15 protein-coding genes are annotated in these 18,177 nt (G+C 59.5%); 4 read left to right on the top strand and 11 right to left on the bottom strand.

What is annotated here, in order from left to right; genetic code table 11:
- Positions 1-28: 28 nt before the first annotated feature.
- Positions 29-415, bottom strand: coding sequence for an ectoine synthase (locus ASD03_RS25065; RefSeq protein WP_025425288.1), 387 nt, complete (start codon positions 413-415; stop codon positions 29-31).
- 137 nt (positions 416-552) lie between these two features.
- Here ASD03_RS25065 and ASD03_RS25070 point away from each other — a divergent pair, with 137 nt between their 5' ends.
- On the top strand, positions 553-1,422 hold the full coding sequence (locus ASD03_RS25070) for a LysR substrate-binding domain-containing protein (protein ID WP_025425289.1): 870 nt from the start codon (positions 553-555) through the stop codon (positions 1,420-1,422).
- A 122-nt stretch (positions 1,423-1,544) separates the two neighbouring features.
- Here the strand turns inward: ASD03_RS25070 and ASD03_RS25075 are convergent, their stop codons facing one another.
- Both ASD03_RS25075 and ASD03_RS25080 read right to left on the bottom strand, forming a co-directional pair.
- Positions 1,545-3,452: an AMP-binding protein gene (locus ASD03_RS25075; protein ID WP_025425290.1), complete on the bottom strand. Its 1,908-nt coding sequence runs from the start codon at positions 3,450-3,452 to the stop codon at positions 1,545-1,547.
- A gap of 113 nt (positions 3,453-3,565) precedes the next feature.
- Positions 3,566-4,225, bottom strand: a complete 660-nt coding sequence (locus ASD03_RS25080; protein ID WP_025425291.1) for a YggS family pyridoxal phosphate-dependent enzyme — start codon at positions 4,223-4,225, stop codon at positions 3,566-3,568.
- 224 nt (positions 4,226-4,449) lie between these two features.
- On the opposite strand from ASD03_RS25080, the gene leuS reads away from it, so the two are divergent.
- From leuS to holA, 3 genes are all read left to right on the top strand, one after another.
- On the top strand, positions 4,450-7,080 hold the full coding sequence (gene leuS, locus ASD03_RS25085; protein WP_025425292.1) for a leucine--tRNA ligase: 2,631 nt from the start codon (positions 4,450-4,452) through the stop codon (positions 7,078-7,080).
- On the top strand, positions 7,067-7,591 hold the full coding sequence (lptE, locus tag ASD03_RS25090) for an LPS assembly lipoprotein LptE (protein WP_025425293.1): 525 nt from the start codon (positions 7,067-7,069) through the stop codon (positions 7,589-7,591). The genes leuS and lptE overlap by 14 nt, the downstream gene beginning before the upstream one ends.
- A 113-nt stretch (positions 7,592-7,704) precedes the next feature.
- Positions 7,705-8,739 carry a DNA polymerase III subunit delta gene (gene holA / locus ASD03_RS25095; RefSeq protein WP_025425294.1) on the top strand — a complete coding sequence of 345 codons (1,035 nt, stop codon included), beginning with the start codon at positions 7,705-7,707 and terminating at the stop codon, positions 8,737-8,739.
- 153 nt (positions 8,740-8,892) lie between these two features.
- On the opposite strand, the gene ASD03_RS25100 is transcribed toward holA, so the two are convergent.
- From ASD03_RS25100 to hemE, 8 genes are all read right to left on the bottom strand, one after another.
- Positions 8,893-9,780: a ParB/RepB/Spo0J family partition protein gene (locus ASD03_RS25100; RefSeq protein WP_025425295.1), complete on the bottom strand. Its 888-nt coding sequence runs from the start codon at positions 9,778-9,780 to the stop codon at positions 8,893-8,895.
- Between the two features lie 35 nt (positions 9,781-9,815).
- Complete coding sequence (locus tag ASD03_RS25105) at positions 9,816-10,610, bottom strand: ParA family protein (protein WP_025425296.1); 795 nt, start codon at positions 10,608-10,610, stop codon at positions 9,816-9,818.
- A 15-nt stretch (positions 10,611-10,625) separates the two neighbouring features.
- A complete protein-coding gene (gene rsmG, locus ASD03_RS25110; protein ID WP_025425297.1) occupies positions 10,626-11,267 on the bottom strand; it encodes a 16S rRNA (guanine(527)-N(7))-methyltransferase RsmG in 642 nt (213 codons plus the stop codon).
- A complete protein-coding gene (gene mnmG, locus ASD03_RS25115) occupies positions 11,264-13,147 on the bottom strand; it encodes a tRNA uridine-5-carboxymethylaminomethyl(34) synthesis enzyme MnmG (protein ID WP_057217164.1) in 1,884 nt (627 codons plus the stop codon). Before mnmG ends, rsmG begins: the two co-directional genes overlap by 4 nt.
- Positions 13,148-13,242: 95 nt before the next feature.
- A complete protein-coding gene (gene mnmE / locus ASD03_RS25120; RefSeq protein WP_025425299.1) occupies positions 13,243-14,568 on the bottom strand; it encodes a tRNA uridine-5-carboxymethylaminomethyl(34) synthesis GTPase MnmE in 1,326 nt (441 codons plus the stop codon).
- Positions 14,569-14,972: 404 nt separating this feature from the next.
- Complete coding sequence (gene rho, locus ASD03_RS25125; protein ID WP_025425300.1) at positions 14,973-16,238, bottom strand: transcription termination factor Rho; 1,266 nt, start codon at positions 16,236-16,238, stop codon at positions 14,973-14,975.
- A 191-nt stretch (positions 16,239-16,429) separates the two neighbouring features.
- A complete protein-coding gene (hemJ, locus tag ASD03_RS25130) occupies positions 16,430-16,972 on the bottom strand; it encodes a protoporphyrinogen oxidase HemJ (protein WP_107028047.1) in 543 nt (180 codons plus the stop codon).
- Positions 16,969-18,000, bottom strand: a complete 1,032-nt coding sequence (gene hemE, locus ASD03_RS25135; protein WP_025425302.1) for a uroporphyrinogen decarboxylase — start codon at positions 17,998-18,000, stop codon at positions 16,969-16,971. Before hemE ends, hemJ begins: the two co-directional genes overlap by 4 nt.
- Positions 18,001-18,177 lie beyond the last annotated feature (177 nt).

Raw genomic sequence — 18,177 nt, forward strand, 5'->3', positions numbered from 1 at the left:
TCGATCCGGGCTTTTTTGTTTGCCAGATTCAGTAGGCCGAACCGGACTGGTCCTTCAGATTGTGGCGCTCGGTCCCCTTGAGCGGTGGATTGAAGACACTGACGAGGATGAGATCCTCATTTTTTCCTCCCCGCAGGAAATGTTTGTCGTGCTGATCGAGCACGTAGATGTCGCCCTGACGAATCGGAAAGACATTGCCCTGCATATCCTCCACCTCGCCCTGGCCGGCGATGCAGTAGCAAGCCTCAAGATGGTTGCGGTACTCCAGCAATGAGACCGTATTGGCGCGAACGACGGTGTGGCAAACGGTAAAACCCATGCCATCTTTTTCCGTCAGCAGTCGGTGGCTGGTGCCGCTCCCCCATTCGACGAAATGATCGGTGGCCTCGATATCCTGCAGGCTGCGCACGAACATGTGCTATATCCTCCTATGAGAAATTCTTACATGACGAAGACCGGAATGCGTTCTCGTGATGTTGAAATCCTTATCCCACGGGACTTTTCGATAGAAAAACAACGATTTCTCAAGAGGTGGTTGAGGAGAATTTGCAGATGCTTCCGCCACTCGGCATGCTTCGCGCATTCGAGGCCGCCGCCCGGCTCGCCAGCTTTTCACGTGCCGCGGACGAGCTGCATGTCACACACGCTGCAGTTAGCCATCAGATAAGGCTGCTCGAGGAATGGTTCGGCCGGCCGTTGTTCCGGCGGGAAAAGCGCGGCGTCGGTCTCCTTCCTGACGCCGAGCGGTTGGCCGACGCCTTGACATCGTGTTTTGCGCGCATCGCGATCGAAACAGAAATGCTGCGCGCCAACGCCAAATCATCGATCACCGTCGCTTGCATCCCATCGATCGCCACGCGCTGGCTGATACCGGCGCTCAGCGATTTCCTCGAACGGCACCCGGACGTCGATGTAAAGGTAATCTACGCGATGGCCGAGCAGAGGCTGCGGGAGACGGGTTGCGACGTGCTCATCACGCTCGGTGCGGACCTATCCGTCGGGACGCAATGCGACCGGCTGTTTTCGCGTGCGAACCGCCCGGTCGCCAGCCCTCGTTACATCGAGCGCAAAGGCGCGCTCGACACACCAGAGGCAATCACCACCGCCGACCTGCTTCACGACGAGACGATCGCGCGGTGGCAAGAATGGTTTGCGACAGCCGGCCTGCCCATGGCTCGACCGCCGCGCCGCGGTCCGGTTTTCCAGGATTTCAACCTGCTGGCGACGGCCGTGATCGCCGGCCATGGCGTGGCGCTCTGCCCGGTCGAAGTCTTTCGCCGCGAGATCGAGCACGGCGATCTCATCGTCCTCTCGCCGATCGCCACACTTGAAGACGAGAGTTACTACCTCATCACCAAGAACCTGCGCAGCAAACCGGTGGCGGCCTTCAGCACGTGGTTCAGTTCCGTCGTTCGAATCTGAGGCATGCTCCTGCATGTTTCCTTAAATCCTATTCGATTTAAGGATAAAAACATGCAGCCATTCAAAGTGCTACAGCGACCTTTGCGCGTCTAATAAGACGCGCGGCGCTGTAGAATGCACGATCAGATGCCGATACCCTTGGAATGAAGCACCGCGGCAATCTCATCGAGGATCGCTGGGTCGTCGATTGTCGCCGGCATTTTCCACGGTTGGCGATCGGCGATCTTCTGGATCGTCGCGCGCAGGATCTTGCCGGATCGGGTTTTCGGCAGCCGCTTGACGCACATCGCCACGCGGAAGGCGGCCACCGGCCCGATGCGATCACGCACGAGGCTGATGACCTCCCGTTCGATCTCGGATGTTTCACGGGAAACATTCGAGTTGATGACCAGAAAGCCGGCGGGGATCTGACCCTTCAGCGCGTCGGCGATGCCGATGACGGCACATTCCGCCACATCCGGATGGCTGGCGCACACTTCCTCCATGGCGCCCGTCGACAACCGGTGACCGGCGACATTGATGATGTCGTCGGTGCGCGCCATGATGAAGACATAGCCGTCATCGTCGAGGTAGCCGGCATCGGCCGTCTTGTAGTAGCCGGGAAACTCCTCGAGATAGGCCGCGCGAAACCGATGGTCGGCATTCCAGAGTGTCGGCAGACACCCTGGAGGCAAAGGCAGTTTGACCACGACGTTGCCCAGCGTGCCCGCTTCGACCGGATGACCGGCGTCGTCGAGGATCTGGACATCGTAGCCGGGTAACGGAACAGCCGGTGATCCGTATTTGACAGGCAGGAGTCCGAGTCCGAGCGGATTGCCGGCAACAGGCCAGCCCGTTTCCGTCTGCCACCAATGGTCGATGATCGGCACACCGAGCGCCCTTTCCGCCCAGCAGATCGTGTCGGGGTCGGCCCGTTCACCGGCCAGAAACAACGCACGAAACCGAGAAAGATCATGGTTCGTCACCAGCGACGCATCCGGATCCTCCTTGCGAATGGCGCGCAGCGCCGTCGGAGCGGTGAACATGACGGCCACGCCGTGTTCCGCGATAATCCGCCAGTAGGTTCCGGGATCCGGCGTGCCGACGGGCTTGCCTTCGAACAGGATCGAGGTGTTGCCGTTGAGAAGCGGCCCATAGACGATGAACGAATGCCCGACGACCCAGCCGATGTCGGACGCCGCCCAGAAGACCTCACCGGGCTGAACGCCGAAGAAATTCTGCATCGACCATTTGAGCGCAACCATGTGGCCGCCATTGTCGCGCACCACGCCCTTCGGCTGGCCTGTGGTGCCGGAGGTATAGAGCACGTAAAGCGGATCGGTGGACGCCACCGGCGTGCAACCGGCCTCGTCGCCCGCATCCTTTGCCGCCGCAAGCGCTGTGGCATAGTCGATATCGCGCACCGGCGTCATATCCGCCTGCAGCATCTCGCGCTGATAGACAAGGCAATGCGCCGGTTTGTGTTCGGCGATCGTCAGCGCCGCATCGAGCAGCGGCTTGTAGGCGACCGTGCGACCGGGCTCGATGCCGCAGCTGGCCGACACGATGAGCTTGGCCCGGCAATCGTCGATGCGAACGGCGAGTTCGTTGGCGGCGAAGCCGCCAAACACCACCGAATGCACCGCGCCGATGCGCGCGGCGGCAAGCATCGCCACCGCCGCCTGCGGGATCATCGGCATATAGATGATGATGCGATCGCCTTTGTCGACGCCGAGCTTGCGGTAGACGGCGGCCAGCGCCTTGACGTCGTCGAGCAACGCTCCATAGGAGATGCGCTCGATGCTAGACGTGACCGGGCTGTCGTAGATGAAGGCGATCTGCTCGCCACGACCGGCTTCGACATGCCGGTCCAGGCAATTGTAGCAGCTGTTGGTCAGCCCGCCGGGAAACCAGTGGCCATAAATGCCCCCTTCAGCCTCGAAGGCGCGCTCCGGCCTCTCGAACCAGTCGATCGCCTCTGCCGCCTCAGACCAGAACCCCTCCGGATCCGTCTTCCACGCGCCGTACACTTCGGAATAGCGGCTCGCCATATCCGTTCTCCTCCCAATGCATGCCGGGCGATGCCCGGCCTCCTCGTGCACAAGGATAGGCTAATGAGAACGAAGGTGAACCCCGACGAAAGCGTAATGCGACGTTTTGGCCGTCAGCGTGATCCGAAAATTGCCGAACCGACGCGCACGCTGGTCGCGCCGAACTGGACCGCCGTTTCGAAATCTCCGGACATGCCCATCGACAGCCTGTCGAGCATGCACGCGCCGGCTAGTTTCGCCAACAGCGCAAAATGCGGACCGGGGTTCTCGTCGACAGGCGGAATGCACATCAGACCCTCGATAACCATATCCAGTTCCTCGCGGCAGAAGGTCACGAACGCGATGGTTTCTGCAGGCGCAATTCCGGCCTTCTGCGGTTCCAGACCGGTGTTGACCTGGACATAGAGACGAAGCGTCCTGTCCTGGCGCTTCATTTCCGCCGAGATCGCCCGGGCAATTTTCTCGCGATCGACGGTCTCGATGACATCAAACAGGGCAACGGCTTCTGCCGCCTTGTTGGACTGCAGCGGCCCGATCAGATGCAGCGCCAGATCGGGGCTTTCGCCCTTCAGCAGCGGCCATTTGCCCTGTGCTTCCTGCACGCGGTTTTCGCCGAACACGCGTTGGCCGGCCTCGATCACCGGACGGATCGCGTCAGCGTCGAATGTCTTGGAAACGGCAACGAGGCTGACGGCATTCTTTGGGCGCTTTGCCGCCCTTTCCGCCGTGTGAATCCGGCTCACGACATCCTGTAACCGCTCTTGAACTTCCATGGATATATTCTCCGACATAACGACCTTCCGGGCGATAACTAGCGGATTAGGCAAACTTGCGCGCCTTGCCAAGGCCATCGCCGCTCGAGCCGGCCCAAATCCGCCAAAGTGTCGCGCCAAACCCTTCGAAAACTTGACCACCAAGCGGTTTCATGATGAAGGTCACCCCAACTATCATGAGGGCGCTCCCTTGCCCCGCAGAACTTCCGGAACACCTAAAAGACATGTCTACCGAACGATATAATCCGCGTGATGCCGAGCCGCGTTGGCAGCAGGAATGGGAAAACGGCGAGGTCTTCAAGACCGAGAACGATGATCCGCGCGAAAAATATTACGTGCTCGAGATGTTCCCCTATCCGTCCGGGCGCATCCACATGGGCCACGTGCGCAACTACACGATGGGCGACGTCGTCGCCCGCTACAAGCGCGCCCGGGGCTTCAACGTGCTTCACCCCATGGGTTGGGATGCCTTCGGCATGCCGGCGGAAAACGCCGCCATGGAGCGCGGCGTGCATCCGGCCAGCTGGACCTATCAGAACATCGCCTCGATGAAGGCGCAGCTGAAGGTCATGGGACTGTCGCTTGACTGGAACCGCGAATTCGCGACCTGCGACCCTGAATACTACCAGCGCCAACAGCACCTGTTTATCGATTTTCTCGAGAAGGGCCTGGTTTACCGCAAGCAGTCCAAGGTCAACTGGGACCCGGTCGACAATACCGTTCTCGCCAACGAGCAGGTCATTGACGGCCGCGGTTGGCGTTCCGGCGCGCTCGTCGAGCAGCGCGAGCTGACGCAGTGGTTCTTCCGCATCACCGACTTCAGCCAGGAACTGCTGGACGCTCTGGACACGCTGGACCAGTGGCCGGAAAAAGTACGCCTGATGCAGAAGAACTGGATCGGCCGCTCCGAGGGCCTGTCCATTCGCTGGCAGATCGTCGAAGGCACCGCCGCCGCCGACACCACGGAACTGACCGTTTACACTACCCGTCCGGACACGCTGTTCGGCGCCTCCTTCCTGGCGATTTCCGCCGATCACCCGCTTGCCAGGCAGGCAGCGGCAAAGGATCCGGCAATCGAGGCCTTCTGCGAGGAGTGCCGGCGCGCCGGGACCTCACTTGCAGCGCTCGAGACCGCTGAAAAGAAGGGCATGGACACCGGCATCCGCGCCAGGCATCCACTCGACGAAAGCTGGGAGCTGCCGGTCTACGTCGCCAACTTCGTCCTCATGGACTACGGCACGGGCGCGATCTTCGGCTGCCCGTCCGGCGACCAGCGCGACCTCGACTTCGCCCGCAAGTATGGGCTTCCAGTCGTTCCGGTCGTCATGCCGAGGGATGCCGATGCCGAAAGCTTCGCGATCGGTGACGAGGCCTATATCGGCGACGGCGTGATGATCAATTCGCGTTTTCTCGACGGCCTGTCGACGGAAGACGCGTTCGAAACCGTGGCATCGAAGCTGGAAAAGTGCGTGTTGGCCGGCGCGCCGCGCGCCGAACGCAAGGTCAATTTCCGCCTGCGCGACTGGGGTATTTCCCGCCAGCGCTATTGGGGCTGCCCGATCCCGGTCATCCATTGCGATGACTGCGGCGTCATTCCCGTTCCCAAGGCCGACCTGCCCGTCATCCTGCCGCCGGACGTCACCTTCGACAAGCCGGGCAACCCGCTCGACCGCCATCCGACCTGGCGGCACGTGGCCTGCCCGCATTGCGGCAAGGACGCCCGTCGCGAGACCGACACGATGGACACCTTCGTCGATTCGTCCTGGTACTTCACGCGCTTCACGGCTCCTTGGGAGGACGACCCGACCGATCCGAAGACGGCCAACCACTGGCTGCCCGTCGACCAGTATATCGGCGGTATCGAACACGCGATCCTACATCTGCTCTATTCGCGCTTCTTCACCCGCGCGATGAAGGCGACCGGCCATGTTGCCCTGGACGAACCGTTCAAGGGCCTGTTCACCCAGGGCATGGTGGTGCACGAGACCTACAGCCGCGGCGAAGGCGCCCAGCGCGAATGGATCACGCCGGCGGAAATCCGCATCGACGAGGTCGACGGACAGCGCCGCGCCGTTCTGCTCGAGACCGGCGAAGACATCACCATCGGCTCGATCGAGAAGATGTCGAAGTCGAAGAAGAACGTCGTTGATCCTGACGATATCATCGCCTCCTACGGCGCCGATACCGCACGCTTCTTCGTTCTGTCCGACTCGCCGCCCGACCGTGACGTCATCTGGTCAGAGTCTGGCGTCGAAGGCGCCCATCGCTTCGTTCAGCGCGTCTGGCGCCTGATCGGCGAGGCGGCGGAAACACTTCGCACAGTCGAGGCGGCGCCAGCCCATGAAGGCAGCGGACTCGTTCTCTCACAGGCGGCCCACAGGACGCTGCGCGCGGTTGAAGCCGATTACGACAAGCTGGCCTTCAACAAGGCCGTGGCACGTATCTATGAGCTCGTGAACGTGATTGCGGCCCCCTTGACCCAGGTTGCTGCCGGCAAGGCCGATGCGGCGCTGGCAGCGGCTGCAAAGGAAGCAACATCGATCCTGGTCAACCTGATCGCCCCAATGATGCCGCACCTGGCCGAGGAATGCTGGCAGGCGATCGGCGGCAAGGGCCTGATCGCCGAAAGCGGCTGGCCGAAGTTTGATGCGGCGCTCGTCGTTGAGAATGAAGTCACGCTGCCGGTCCAGATCAACGGCAAGAAGCGCGCGGATTTGACAATCGCGCGCGATGCAGATCAGACTGCGATCGAGAATGCCGTTCTCGCTCTCGATGCCGTCAAGTCCGTTCTCAACGGCAGCAGCCCCAAGAAAATCATCGTCGTGCCTCAGAGGATCGTCAATGTCGTTGTCTGATAGAGCTGGCTCCAGCATCCGGTCGCTCCCGATGCTGGCTGGTGTTCTTATGTTGACCGCGCTCGCCGGCTGCCAGGTCAGGCCACTTTATTCCGATGCGGTCGGCACATCGGCAGCGCTTGCGTCGATCGAAATCTCCGATGCGGATGACCGTGTTGAGCAGGAGGTGCGCAACGCATTGATCTTCCTGGCCGCCGGCGGCCAGGGAGAACCGGCGAACCCGCAATATCATCTGGCGCTGAACGTCACGACCCGCGTCATGGGCACGCTCTTTGATCAGGCACGGGACCGGGCAGCCGCAGGGCGTATCGTCGTGAAAGCGGACTATAACCTGTCCAGGGCCGGCACGGGCGAAACCATCAAGTCAGGCAACCGCACGGCCGTCGCGCTTGTCGACTTTCCCGTCCAGGAGTTTGCCAAGGTCCGCGCCGTCCGCGATGGCGAGAACCGCGCTGCAAGGGAACTGGCAGAGCTGATCCGGGCCGATATCGCCGCGGCCCTCAGCCGATAGAGCATTTCCAGGAAAAGTGCGAAGCGGTTTTCCGGCAGGAATTGCGTTGAAACAAAGGGATAGAGCGTTTCTGGGAGTCAGTCTAAACTGGAAACGCTCTAGGCGGTGACGGAATGAGCGAAGTCAAGTCGCACGAATTCGACTCTTTCCTACAGAAGTCAGCGGCACTTTATCGCCTCTTTGTCCTCTACGGACCAGACCGCGGGCTGGTTTCGGAGCGGGCAGAGGCGATCGCGTCGCGCAGCGGCGTTGCGCTCGACGACCCATTTTCCATCACCAAGCTCGATGCCGGGGATCTGCAACAGAGCCCCGGCCGGTTGCTCGACGAGGTCAATTCGATCGGCCTCTTCGGTGGCGAAAGGCTCATCTGGGTCCGCGGAGCCGCCAACGAGAAGGCGTTGGTCGATGGTCTGCAGATTTTGGCCGGCGAACCGCCGACCGGTAGCTATGTTGTCGTCGAAGCGGGTGATCTCAAGAAGGGATCGGCGCTGCGCAAGGTGGCCGAGACGGCACGTTCGATCGCGACTATCGCCTGCTACAGCGACGACGCCCGCAGCCTGCAGGCGTTGATCGACAAGGAATTGGGCGAAGAAAAACTCGGCATTACTCCGGCGGCACGTGAACGGCTGATGGAAGCGCTTGGCGGCGACCGCCTGGCATCGCGCAACGAAGTACGCAAGCTTGCACTCTATTGCCGTGGCAAGAGCACCGTCGACGAATCGGATGTGACCGACATTGTCGGCGATGCCAGCGCCATTTCCGTTGATGATGCTGTCGATGCGGTCCTGAAGGGTGACCTTGACGGTCTATTGCATGCGATGCAGAAGATAACCACGTCAAAAACGCCCGCCTTCCTCGTTTTGCAGGGGTGCCTCAGGCAGTTTCAGCAGCTCGATCTGATGCGCGCCGAAATGGATGCCAGCCGCCAGCAGGCCGGCCAGGTTATCGCCACCATGGGCCGGCACCTGCATTTTCGTCGCAAGCCCATCATCGAAGCAGCCCTCAGACATTGGTCTTCGCCGGCGATCCGCCGCGAACTGACACGGCTTCAAAATACGATCTATCAGAGCCGCACGCGCCAGAGCCTCGAGGAGAGCATGGTGCTGCAGAACCTGTTGGCGATTGCCGTGCAGTCAGCCAGACGCTGAGAGCCCGCAAAAGCAGGCTCAAATCAGCCTATCGGGCAATTGGAAGCGCGCTTAAAGCCTTTCCAGGAAAGGTGCGAAGCGGTTTTCCGTCAGGAAATGCGTAAAAACAAAGAGATAGAGCGTTTCTGTAGTTCGGTTTAAATCGAAAACACTCTAGCGGCGCTCGAGCAGGCGGCAGATCTCTTCAAGCTGATCAAGCGTCTTGTAGGAAATCCTGAGGTGCCCGCCTGAAGCCTTGTGACTGACGGTGACTTCAAGCCCGAGGCTGTCGGACAGTGTCCGCTCCAGCGCCAACGTATCGGCGTCCTTCTCGTCACGACGTGCGGCCTTGGCGTAGTGGGGATCGTTCTGGGCGCGAATATCGTTCTGCGCCAGCCGCTCAGCGTCGCGAACGGAGAGACCCTTTGCGACGATGTTGCGGGCGAGCGTTGCCGGATCCGACGTCGGGATCAGCGCGCGCGCATGGCCTGCCGACAGGCTTCCTTCTGACAACATGTCCCGCACCGGCTCGGGCAGCTTCAAAAGCCGCAGGCTGTTGGCGACATGGCTGCGGCTCTTGCCGATGATCTCGCCGAGATCGTTCTGGGTGTAGCCGTGTTCGGCAATCAGCTGCTCGTAGCCAAGCGCTTCGTCGAGCGGGTTAAGGTCGGACCGCTGCACGTTCTCGACGATCGCGATTTCGAGCGCCGTGCGATCGTCAACGTCGCGGATGATAACCGGAATTTCGGTAAAGCCGGCGAGCTGCGCTGCACGCCAGCGGCGTTCCCCGGCGATGATCTCGTAACGGTCAGTGCCGATCGTGCGAGCGACGACCGGCTGGACGATGCCGTGCTGCCGAATGGAACTGGCGAGGTCCTGCAGTTCACCTTCGTCGAACTGTCGACGCGGGTTTCGCGGGTTGCGCGATACGAACTCGATCGGCACTTTCCGATCGGGGTTAACCGGAGCAGGGGAGGCGCCGGCCTGTATCGGCTGATCCATCTCGCCGATCAATGCAGCCAGTCCCCGGCCAAGCCTTCTCTTCGAGCTGTCGTCGTTCATAGTGTCACCCGATTTAAATTCCGGTACCGAAACAATTATGCGGCTTTGCGCTGCCGCTCGCGCTGGATTACTTCCGATGCGAGTTGAAGGTAGGCTTGGCTGCCTGCGCATTTCAGATCGTAAAGGATGGCCGGCTTACCATAGGACGGTGCTTCCGATACACGCACATTCCGCGGAATGAGCGTGTGGTAGACCTTATCCCCAAGATGGGTGCGGACATCGCTCACCACCTGCTGTGCCAGATTGTTGCGAGAATCGAACATCGTCAACACGATACCCTGGATGTCCAGGTTCGGGTTGACCGTTTGGCGCACTTGGTCAACCGTCTCCAGCAACTGGCTCAAACCCTCCAGCGCGAAGAATTCGCACTGAAGCGGCACCAGTACCGAATGTGCGGCAGCCATAGCGTTCATCGTCAGCAGATTGAACGATGGCGGGCAGTCGACGAGAACGTATGAATACTCCAATGCCTCGGGGCTCTCCAAGGCCTTGCGAAGACGAAAGGCGCGATCGACCTCCCTGGAGATTTCCATTTCGACGCCGAGCAGATCCATCGTCGAGGGCACGATAGCCAGATTCGGCACAACTGTCTGCTGGACGATCTCACCTATCGAGTGCGATCCAACCATCAATTCATAGGAGGAGAGATGGCGATCGCGGCGCTGAATGCCGAGGCCGGTGCTGGCATTGCCCTGCGGGTCCAGATCAACGATCAGAACCTTTTCGCCGATGGCGGCCAATGCCGTTGCCAGATTGATCGCCGTCGTCGTTTTGCCGACGCCCCCCTTCTGGTTCGCTATCGTGATGATCCGATTTTTTGCGCCAAACATGTTTCCGCTCGCCAATCACTGAGTTCTTCGCGAAAGATTTGCGATCTCGAGCACAACAGAATCTGGCTCAACGATGCTTGGGTGTTTTACCAGATCAAACGCATAGCGGCCAACGGCTTTGTCGATCTCACGCTGGTAATCCCGCCCTTTGTGGAAGTAGGCGACCGTTTTGCCACCTTCGGCCGTCAGCCAAGGCGATGAATAATCGAGCAGTAGGCTCAGATCCGCCAGCGCACGGGCGGAAATCGCATCGCATTTTGGTGCGACAGAGCTGGCATCTTCGATTCGAATCGGATGAACGGATCCGCGCGCACCGGTCTCCGTCAACGCAACGCGCAGGAAAGCGGCTTTCTTGTTGTTGCTCTCGATCAAATGTACCCAGCCGTCGGAAAATTCCTGGAGGTAGATGGCGGTAATCACTCCGGGAAATCCACCACCGCTACCGAGATCGACCCAGGTCTTCGGACCCGGCGCAAGTTGCGCCAATTGTAGACTATCGACGATATGCCGCCGCCACAGGTCGTCGAGCGTCGACGGAGCAATCAGATTGATGAACTTCGCCCATTTCTGAAACAGCGCTGCGAAGTGCTCTAGTCGTTCCTTCGTTTCACGTGAAACACGCAGTCCGTTCAAGCCAGCGAAGGGACTCGTTTTCATTGCGCACTTACCTTTTCTTCCCGTTCCGCGGAACGACTCATTCGTTTCAACCAAGCCAAGATCAACGAGGCCGCGGCCGGGGTCATCCCATCGACCTTCAGCGCCTGGGCCAGATTCCGCGGCGCCTGCAGCGTCAACTTCTGCTTCAGCTCATTCGATAGACCAGCTAATGCCGAAAAGTCAAAATCGCTTGGAATCGCTAAATCCTCTTCGCGGCGGATGCCAGCAATGTCCGATGCCTGGCGGTCCATATAGACGGCATAGGCAGCATCGATTTCGAGTGCCTCCACCACCGCGGACGGAATGTCTTTCAACTCGGGCCACAGGATCAGCAAGGCACCAACACTCTGGTCAGGATAGGATAGGATTTCGAACGCCGTTCGCCGCTGGCCATCCTGGTTCAGTTTGAGTCCATGACGGTTGCCTTCTGCCGGCGTCACCGACAATTGCTTGAGCAATGCCCGACCGCTGTCAAACTGCGCCTTCCATTCGACAAAGCGCGCCTGCCGCGCTTCAGACACGCAACCGATTTCGATTGCCTTCGGTGTCAGGCGCACGTCTGCATTGTCGGCACGCAGGGACAATCGGTATTCGGCGCGTGACGTGAACATGCGATAGGGTTCGGTAATACCCCGAGAGGTCAGGTCGTCGACCATCACGCCGATATAGGAATCGGTGCGGCTGAAGATGACGGCTTCGCGCGCCGTCGCTGCCTTGGCAGCATTCAAGCCGGCGACCAGGCCTTGTGCCCCGGCCTCTTCATAGCCCGTGGTGCCATTGATCTGGCCGGCGAGGAACAAGCCCGGCATCTTGCGCACCGCCAGCGTCGCATCAAGCTCACGCGGATCGACGTGATCGTATTCGATCGCGTAACCCGGCTGGAGGATCACGACACTCTCAAGGCCGGGGATTGTGCGAATAAACGCGGCTTGAACGTTTGCCGGCAAGGATGTCGAAATGCCGTTGGGATAGACGGTATCATCGTCCAGGCCTTCCGGTTCAAGGAAGATCTGGTGACCGTCCCGTTCGCCAAAGCGAACGATCTTATCCTCGATCGAGGGGCAGTAGCGCGGACCGACACCTTCGATCTGACCGGAATACATCGCCGACTTGCCGATATTGTCGGCAATGATCTTATGCGTGGCTTCGGTGGTTCGGGTCACACCGCAGTCGATCTGTCGGTTGACGATCCGATCGGTCATGAAGGAGAAGGGCACCGGATCTTCGTCAGGCCCCTGGCGTCCGACGCGATCCCAATCAATAGTCTTGCCGTCCAGGCGTGCTGGCGTCCCCGTCTTCAACCGTCCCAAACGAAGGCCGTAGCGCGCCAAGGTGGCGGAGAGGCCAAGCGACGGCTCTTCGCCAATACGACCCGCCGGTATCTTCTGGTCGCCGATATGGATCAGTCCCTTTAGAAAGGTCCCGGTCGTCAGCACCACCGCCGCCGCAGCAAAGGATCTGCCATCCTTCATCACCACGCCGGCAATCTTGCTGTCCTGTTCAAGAAGGTCGAAAGCATCACCTTCGATCACGGTCAGGTTTTCAATGGCGTCAATCTCTCGCTGCATGGCTTCGCGATAGAGTCGCCGGTCGGCTTGGGTACGTGGGCCACGAACAGCCGGCCCCTTGCGCCGATTGAGCAGGCGAAACTGAATTCCAGCCGCATCGGCGATGCGACCCATCAAGCCATCAAGCGCATCGATCTCACGCACGAGGTGGCCTTTGCCTAGACCCCCAATCGCCGGGTTGCACGACATCACGCCAATGGTCGACGCCTTATGGGTAATCAGAGCGGTGCGTGCACCGAGGCGCGCGGCCGCCGCCGCAGCCTCGCAGCCGGCATGACCTCCACCAATGACGATAACGTCAAAATGGACCATTTTTATCATCTCCGATCAAACGCGTTCCGGATTCGAATCGTTTCACGTGAAACACTTCGCATGACTCGCTAGCGTTGTATTGTTTTAGTCGAACATCATTTACCGATACAGAATTCGGAAAATATCACATCCAACAGGTTTTCAACATCCACACGCCCGGTGATGCGTCCGATTGCATCCCCTGCGACACGAAGCAGCTCAGCGCGTATATCCAGGCCGTCTTGGTTCAGGCGCAAACTTTCCGCAAGCGCAATGCTGGCTTGGCGCAAGGCGTCAACATGCCTGCGTCTGGAGGGGATAGAGAGGGCGGTAACCCCAGACAAATCAGGTAGATAGCCCGATATGACGTTCAAGAGCTGGTCCATCCCCGCACCCGTTGTGGTCGAAATCGAAACCTCGGCGCCCGGAATGGTATCGCTGCCGGCTCGGTCGATCTTGGTTGCGACCCGCAAGACCGGCACAGCCGTAAGAGCGAGGTCGTCAAGGGTGTTAAAACCTTCTGTGTTTTCGGAAAGAAGCAGCACAAGGTCGGCGTTTGCAATTACATCGCGAGCGCGGCGAATACCTTCACGCTCCACCGTCTCGTCGGTCTCGCGCAGCCCGGCAGTATCGAACAACTTGACGGAGAATCCGGCTAATGAAAGGTCGACGGAAAGCACATCGCGCGTCGTTCCGGCTATCTCTGTCACGATCGCGATATCACGTTTTGCCAAGGCATTGAGCAGGCTGGACTTGCCGGCGTTGGGTTCGCCGGCAATGACGATCTTCAGGCCATCCCGGATGATTTCGCCAATCGGCGCCTGGGCAATGTGCGCGTCGATCTCGCGACGCAGCAATTCCATATCTTTCCAGATCCGGTCACTGACCGAGCCCGGCACGTCCTCCTCATCGGCGAAATCGAGCTCCGCCTCGATCATCGCGCGCGCATGGGTCAGACGCTTGGCCCAATCGTCATAGACCTTAGACTGGCCGCCGGCGGAATGCTCCAGCGCCAGACGACGCTGCATCTCGGTCTCCGCAGCGATCAGATCCGACAAGCCCTCAATCTCGACAAGATCCATCTTGCCGTTATGGAAGGCTCGCCGTGAAAACTCGCCGGCCTCAGCGTGGCGCAGCCCCGCAAAGCCAGACAACTCATGCAGCAGCATTTGAACAACGGCACGGCTGCCATGCACGTGCAACTCGGCACAGTCTTCCCCTGTAAACGAGGCCGGGCCGCGGAAGTAGATGATCAGGCCGCTATCGATCATGAAACCGTTGCGAGAGCGAATCGATTTCAGTGACGCCAAACGCGGCTCAGGGACGGCACCACACAATGACTTCAGGACAGCGTTTGTTTCTGGTCCGCTTATCCTGATCACCGCTACGCCGGCTGGCAACGCCCCGCTGGAAAGCGCGTATATCGTATCCACCGATGGCATCGTGTCACCTGAGATCCAAAGAGAGTTCCTGCTCTACGCACGCCTGCGCCGGAAACAAGTTCCGGCGGGTGAGGCGGCCTCATATCGATAGCTGAATGAAACGCGTTAGTCGGCGTTCCCGGCGTTCACAGAGGTGTCGAGCGGTTGCGAGCTTATGCCGAATAGTCGGGAGAAGATCAAGCCTTAGCCGCGGGATCGCCCGAATGTGTTTCACGTGAATCACTGAACTGACAGAAGGCGACACCGGATGAGGGGATCCAAGATCATTGCGATAGCGAATCGAAAGGCTCGCCGAGGAAGCCGGTCCATCGTTGAATCCGGCTAATCAACGTGATCGCTGGAAATAAAGAGACCGGGCAAGATCACCTGCCCGGTCTCAATCACGATATCGGCGTTCGGCCGTATCAGGTGTTCATCGAGTCGAAGAAGTCGCCGTTGTTCTTTGTCTGCTTCAGCTTGTCGATGAGGAACTCGATCGCGTCGGTGGTACCCATCGGGGCCAGAATCCGGCGAAGAACGAAGATCTTCTGCAGATCCTGGCGTGGAACCAGCAGGTCTTCCTTACGCGTGCCGGACTTGAGAATGTCCATCGCCGGGAAGATGCGCTTGTCGGCGACCTTGCGGTCGAGCACGATTTCCGAGTTGCCGGTACCCTTGAACTCTTCGAAGATGACTTCGTCCATGCGGCTGCCGGTATCGATCAGCGCCGTGGCGATGATGGTCAGCGAACCACCTTCTTCGATGTTGCGGGCGGCACCAAAGAAGCGCTTCGGGCGCTGCAGGGCGTTGGCGTCGACACCACCGGTCAGAACCTTGCCGGATGAAGGAACAACGGTGTTATAGGCGCGACCGAGGCGGGTGATGGAATCGAGCAGGATCACGACGTCGCGGCCGTGCTCGACCAGGCGCTTTGCCTTTTCGATCACCATTTCGGCGACTTGCACGTGGCGCGTCGCCGGCTCGTCAAAGGTAGAGGAAACCACTTCGCCCTTCACGGAGCGCTGCATGTCGGTGACTTCTTCCGGCCGTTCGTCGATCAACAGAACGATCAGGTAACATTCCGGATGGTTTGCGGTGATCGAGTGGGCGATGTTCTGCAGGAGAACGGTCTTACCGGTGCGCGGCGGAGCGACGATCAGACCGCGCTGGCCCTTGCCGAGCGGCGCGACCAGGTCGATCACCCGAGCAGAAAGGTCCTTCGACGTCGGGATATCGAGTTCCATCTTGAAGCGCTCGTTTGGATAGAGCGGCGTCAGGTTGTCGAAGTGAACCTTGTGACGGATCTTTTCGGGATCGTCGAAATTGATGGTGTTGACTTTCAGCAGCGCGAAGTAGCGTTCGCCTTCCTTCGGTCCGCGGATCGGTCCCTCGACCGTGTCGCCGGTCTTCAGCGAGAAGCGGCGGATCTGGGAGGGGGAGATGTAGATATCGTCCGGGCCGGGAAGGTAGTTGGCATTGGCAGAGCGCAGAAAGCCGAATCCGTCCTGCAGAACCTCGACGACGCCTTCACCGATGATTTCGATATCCTGGGAGGCGAGCATCTTGAGGATTGCGAACATCAGCTCCTGCTTGCGCATGGTGCTCGCATTTTCCACCTCGAGCTCTTCGGCAAAGGCCAGAAGATCGGTCGGCGTCTTGTTCTTAAGTTCTTGTAGCTTCATTTCAGCCATGAAGGATCCATGTTTCGTCTGGGAATGGAAAGACGGCGTGTTTTCTGAAGGGAGCTGCGGCAGGAGGGGCAGGCTCTGGTCTTTGTCACAAGCCATGAAGAGGAGATGGGAGAAAATAGCGATTCACGTGAAACGCCGCAAGGGGCTGACGAAAATTAGCGAGAACTATTACAATTAGCAATCGTTAAAATTCAAAACGGCTTCACCACGACCATGATGACGATCAGGATCATCAGCAGCGTCGGGGCTTCGTTCATCAACCGCCAGTAGCGTGCCGTGCGGCGATTTTCGTCCCGCTGGAACGCCCGAACCGCCCGGCTGAAGCGCATGTGCACGACGGTCAGCATCACCACGAATAGCAGCTTGGCGTGAAGCCAGCCGCCCTGGAAGTCGTAGACGCTCCAGGCGAGGTAAAGCCCGAGCACCCAGGAGATCATCATCGCCGGGTTCATGATGACCGTCAGCAACCGCTGTTCCATCATTTTGAAGGTTTCGGACTGTTCGGAACCGGGTGCTGCGTCGGTGTGGTAGATGAACAGGCGCGGCATGTAGAGCAGCGCTGCCATCCACGACATCACCGCAATCACGTGTAGCGCCTTGATCCAGAGATAGAGGCTGTCGGGCTGCCAGACGAAAAGCCCGATGAGCGACGCGGCAAAACCGCCAAGCGCAATCATTGCTCTGACCCGCGCCCTGTTGCCTGGACCGCGATCCCTCTGGCGTTCATCCATCAGCGTGCTCCGCGAACGCGCGACACCAGCGCCGAGACGTTCTCCGGATCGGCCTGCGGCGTAATCCCGTGACCGAGGTTGAAAATGAGCGGTCCGTTGCCGAGCGCATCGAGAATACGATCTATGCCCTGCTCGAGGGCGGCACCGCCGGAAACGACCCGCATCGGATCAAGGTTACCCTGCACCGGTCCGTCCTTCTGCAAATCGACAGCAAAGGACAGTGGGACGGTCCAATCGAGCCCGATGGCATCGGCACCCGTCTTCTGGCGATAATGCTTCAGGAGAAGCCCTGCGCCCTTGGCAAAGGCAATGATCTTGGCCTGCGGACGTCGCGTCCGCACCGAAGCGATGATTCGCGCGACCGGCTTGACGGCAAATCGTTCGAATTCCTCTTCGCCCAGAACGCCAGCCCAGGAGTCGAAAATCTGTACCGCATCGGCGCCGGCATCGATCTGCTCGACCAGATAGTCCGCCGACACATCGGCCAGGAACGTCAAAAGCCGTTCGAAGGCTTCCGGGTTCTGGTAAGCGAACAGCCGGGCAGGGGCCTGATCCGGTGTTCCCTGACCAGCGATCATGTAGGTCGCAACGGTCCAGGGCGCACCGCAAAATCCGAGCAGCGTCGTCTCCGCCGGAAGTTCCCCACGCAAACGCGATACCGTTTCGAAGACCGGTTTCAGGTGATTGGAGATACCGTCAGCCTTCAGAGCATCGATGCCATCAACGTCGATCGGATCCATTCTCGGACCATGGCCTTCCTCAAAGCGAACGTTGCGCTTCAGCGCGTCCGGGATGACGAGGATGTCGGAAAAAAGAATGGCTGCGTCAAAAGCATAACGACGGATCGGTTGAAGCGTCACTTCGACAGCGAGATCAGGCGTGTAACAGAGATCGAGGAAACTTCCGGCGACGGCACGCGTTGCTCGATATTCGGGAAGGTACCGGCCGGCCTGGCGCATGAGCCAGACGGGAGGAGGACTGACCGTCTTCCCCTCCAAAACCTCCAGAACTTTCCTTCGTGTCTCGGCCACGGATGGTCTCTCCTAATATATAAACAAAGATATTTAGACTCTTTCTATTTCTTAGAGTCGGTGGGTATCAAGGATTAAAAGATGGCCACAGTTCATCCACGGCCACCCGATCGGATTAATCCGAGTGGGAAGCAGAGCAGCGGTCATGAATGCATTTCGTGGATAAGTGCAAAAATC

The sequence above is a fragment of the Ensifer sp. Root127 genome (assembly GCF_001425225.1).
Classification (GTDB): Bacteria; Pseudomonadota; Alphaproteobacteria; order Rhizobiales; family Rhizobiaceae; genus Ensifer; species Ensifer canadensis.

Excerpts from the sequence above, each read along its gene's own strand:
- ASD03_RS25065 (WP_025425288.1), bottom strand. The coding sequence starts at position 415 with ATGTTCGTGCGCAGCCTGCAGGATATCGAGGCCACCGATCATTTCGTC.
- ASD03_RS25070 (WP_025425289.1), top strand. The coding sequence starts at position 553 with ATGCTTCCGCCACTCGGCATGCTTCGCGCATTCGAGGCCGCCGCCCGG.
- ASD03_RS25075 (WP_025425290.1), bottom strand. The coding sequence starts at position 3,452 with ATGGCGAGCCGCTATTCCGAAGTGTACGGCGCGTGGAAGACGGATCCG.
- ASD03_RS25080 (WP_025425291.1), bottom strand. The coding sequence starts at position 4,225 with ATGGAAGTTCAAGAGCGGTTACAGGATGTCGTGAGCCGGATTCACACG.
- leuS (WP_025425292.1), top strand. The coding sequence starts at position 4,450 with ATGTCTACCGAACGATATAATCCGCGTGATGCCGAGCCGCGTTGGCAG.
- lptE (WP_025425293.1), top strand. The coding sequence starts at position 7,067 with ATGTCGTTGTCTGATAGAGCTGGCTCCAGCATCCGGTCGCTCCCGATG.
- holA (WP_025425294.1), top strand. The coding sequence starts at position 7,705 with ATGAGCGAAGTCAAGTCGCACGAATTCGACTCTTTCCTACAGAAGTCA.
- ASD03_RS25100 (WP_025425295.1), bottom strand. The coding sequence starts at position 9,780 with ATGAACGACGACAGCTCGAAGAGAAGGCTTGGCCGGGGACTGGCTGCA.
- ASD03_RS25105 (WP_025425296.1), bottom strand. The coding sequence starts at position 10,610 with ATGTTTGGCGCAAAAAATCGGATCATCACGATAGCGAACCAGAAGGGG.
- rsmG (WP_025425297.1), bottom strand. The coding sequence starts at position 11,267 with ATGAAAACGAGTCCCTTCGCTGGCTTGAACGGACTGCGTGTTTCACGT.
- mnmG (WP_057217164.1), bottom strand. The coding sequence starts at position 13,147 with ATGGTCCATTTTGACGTTATCGTCATTGGTGGAGGTCATGCCGGCTGC.
- mnmE (WP_025425299.1), bottom strand. The coding sequence starts at position 14,568 with ATGCCATCGGTGGATACGATATACGCGCTTTCCAGCGGGGCGTTGCCA.
- rho (WP_025425300.1), bottom strand. The coding sequence starts at position 16,238 with ATGGCTGAAATGAAGCTACAAGAACTTAAGAACAAGACGCCGACCGAT.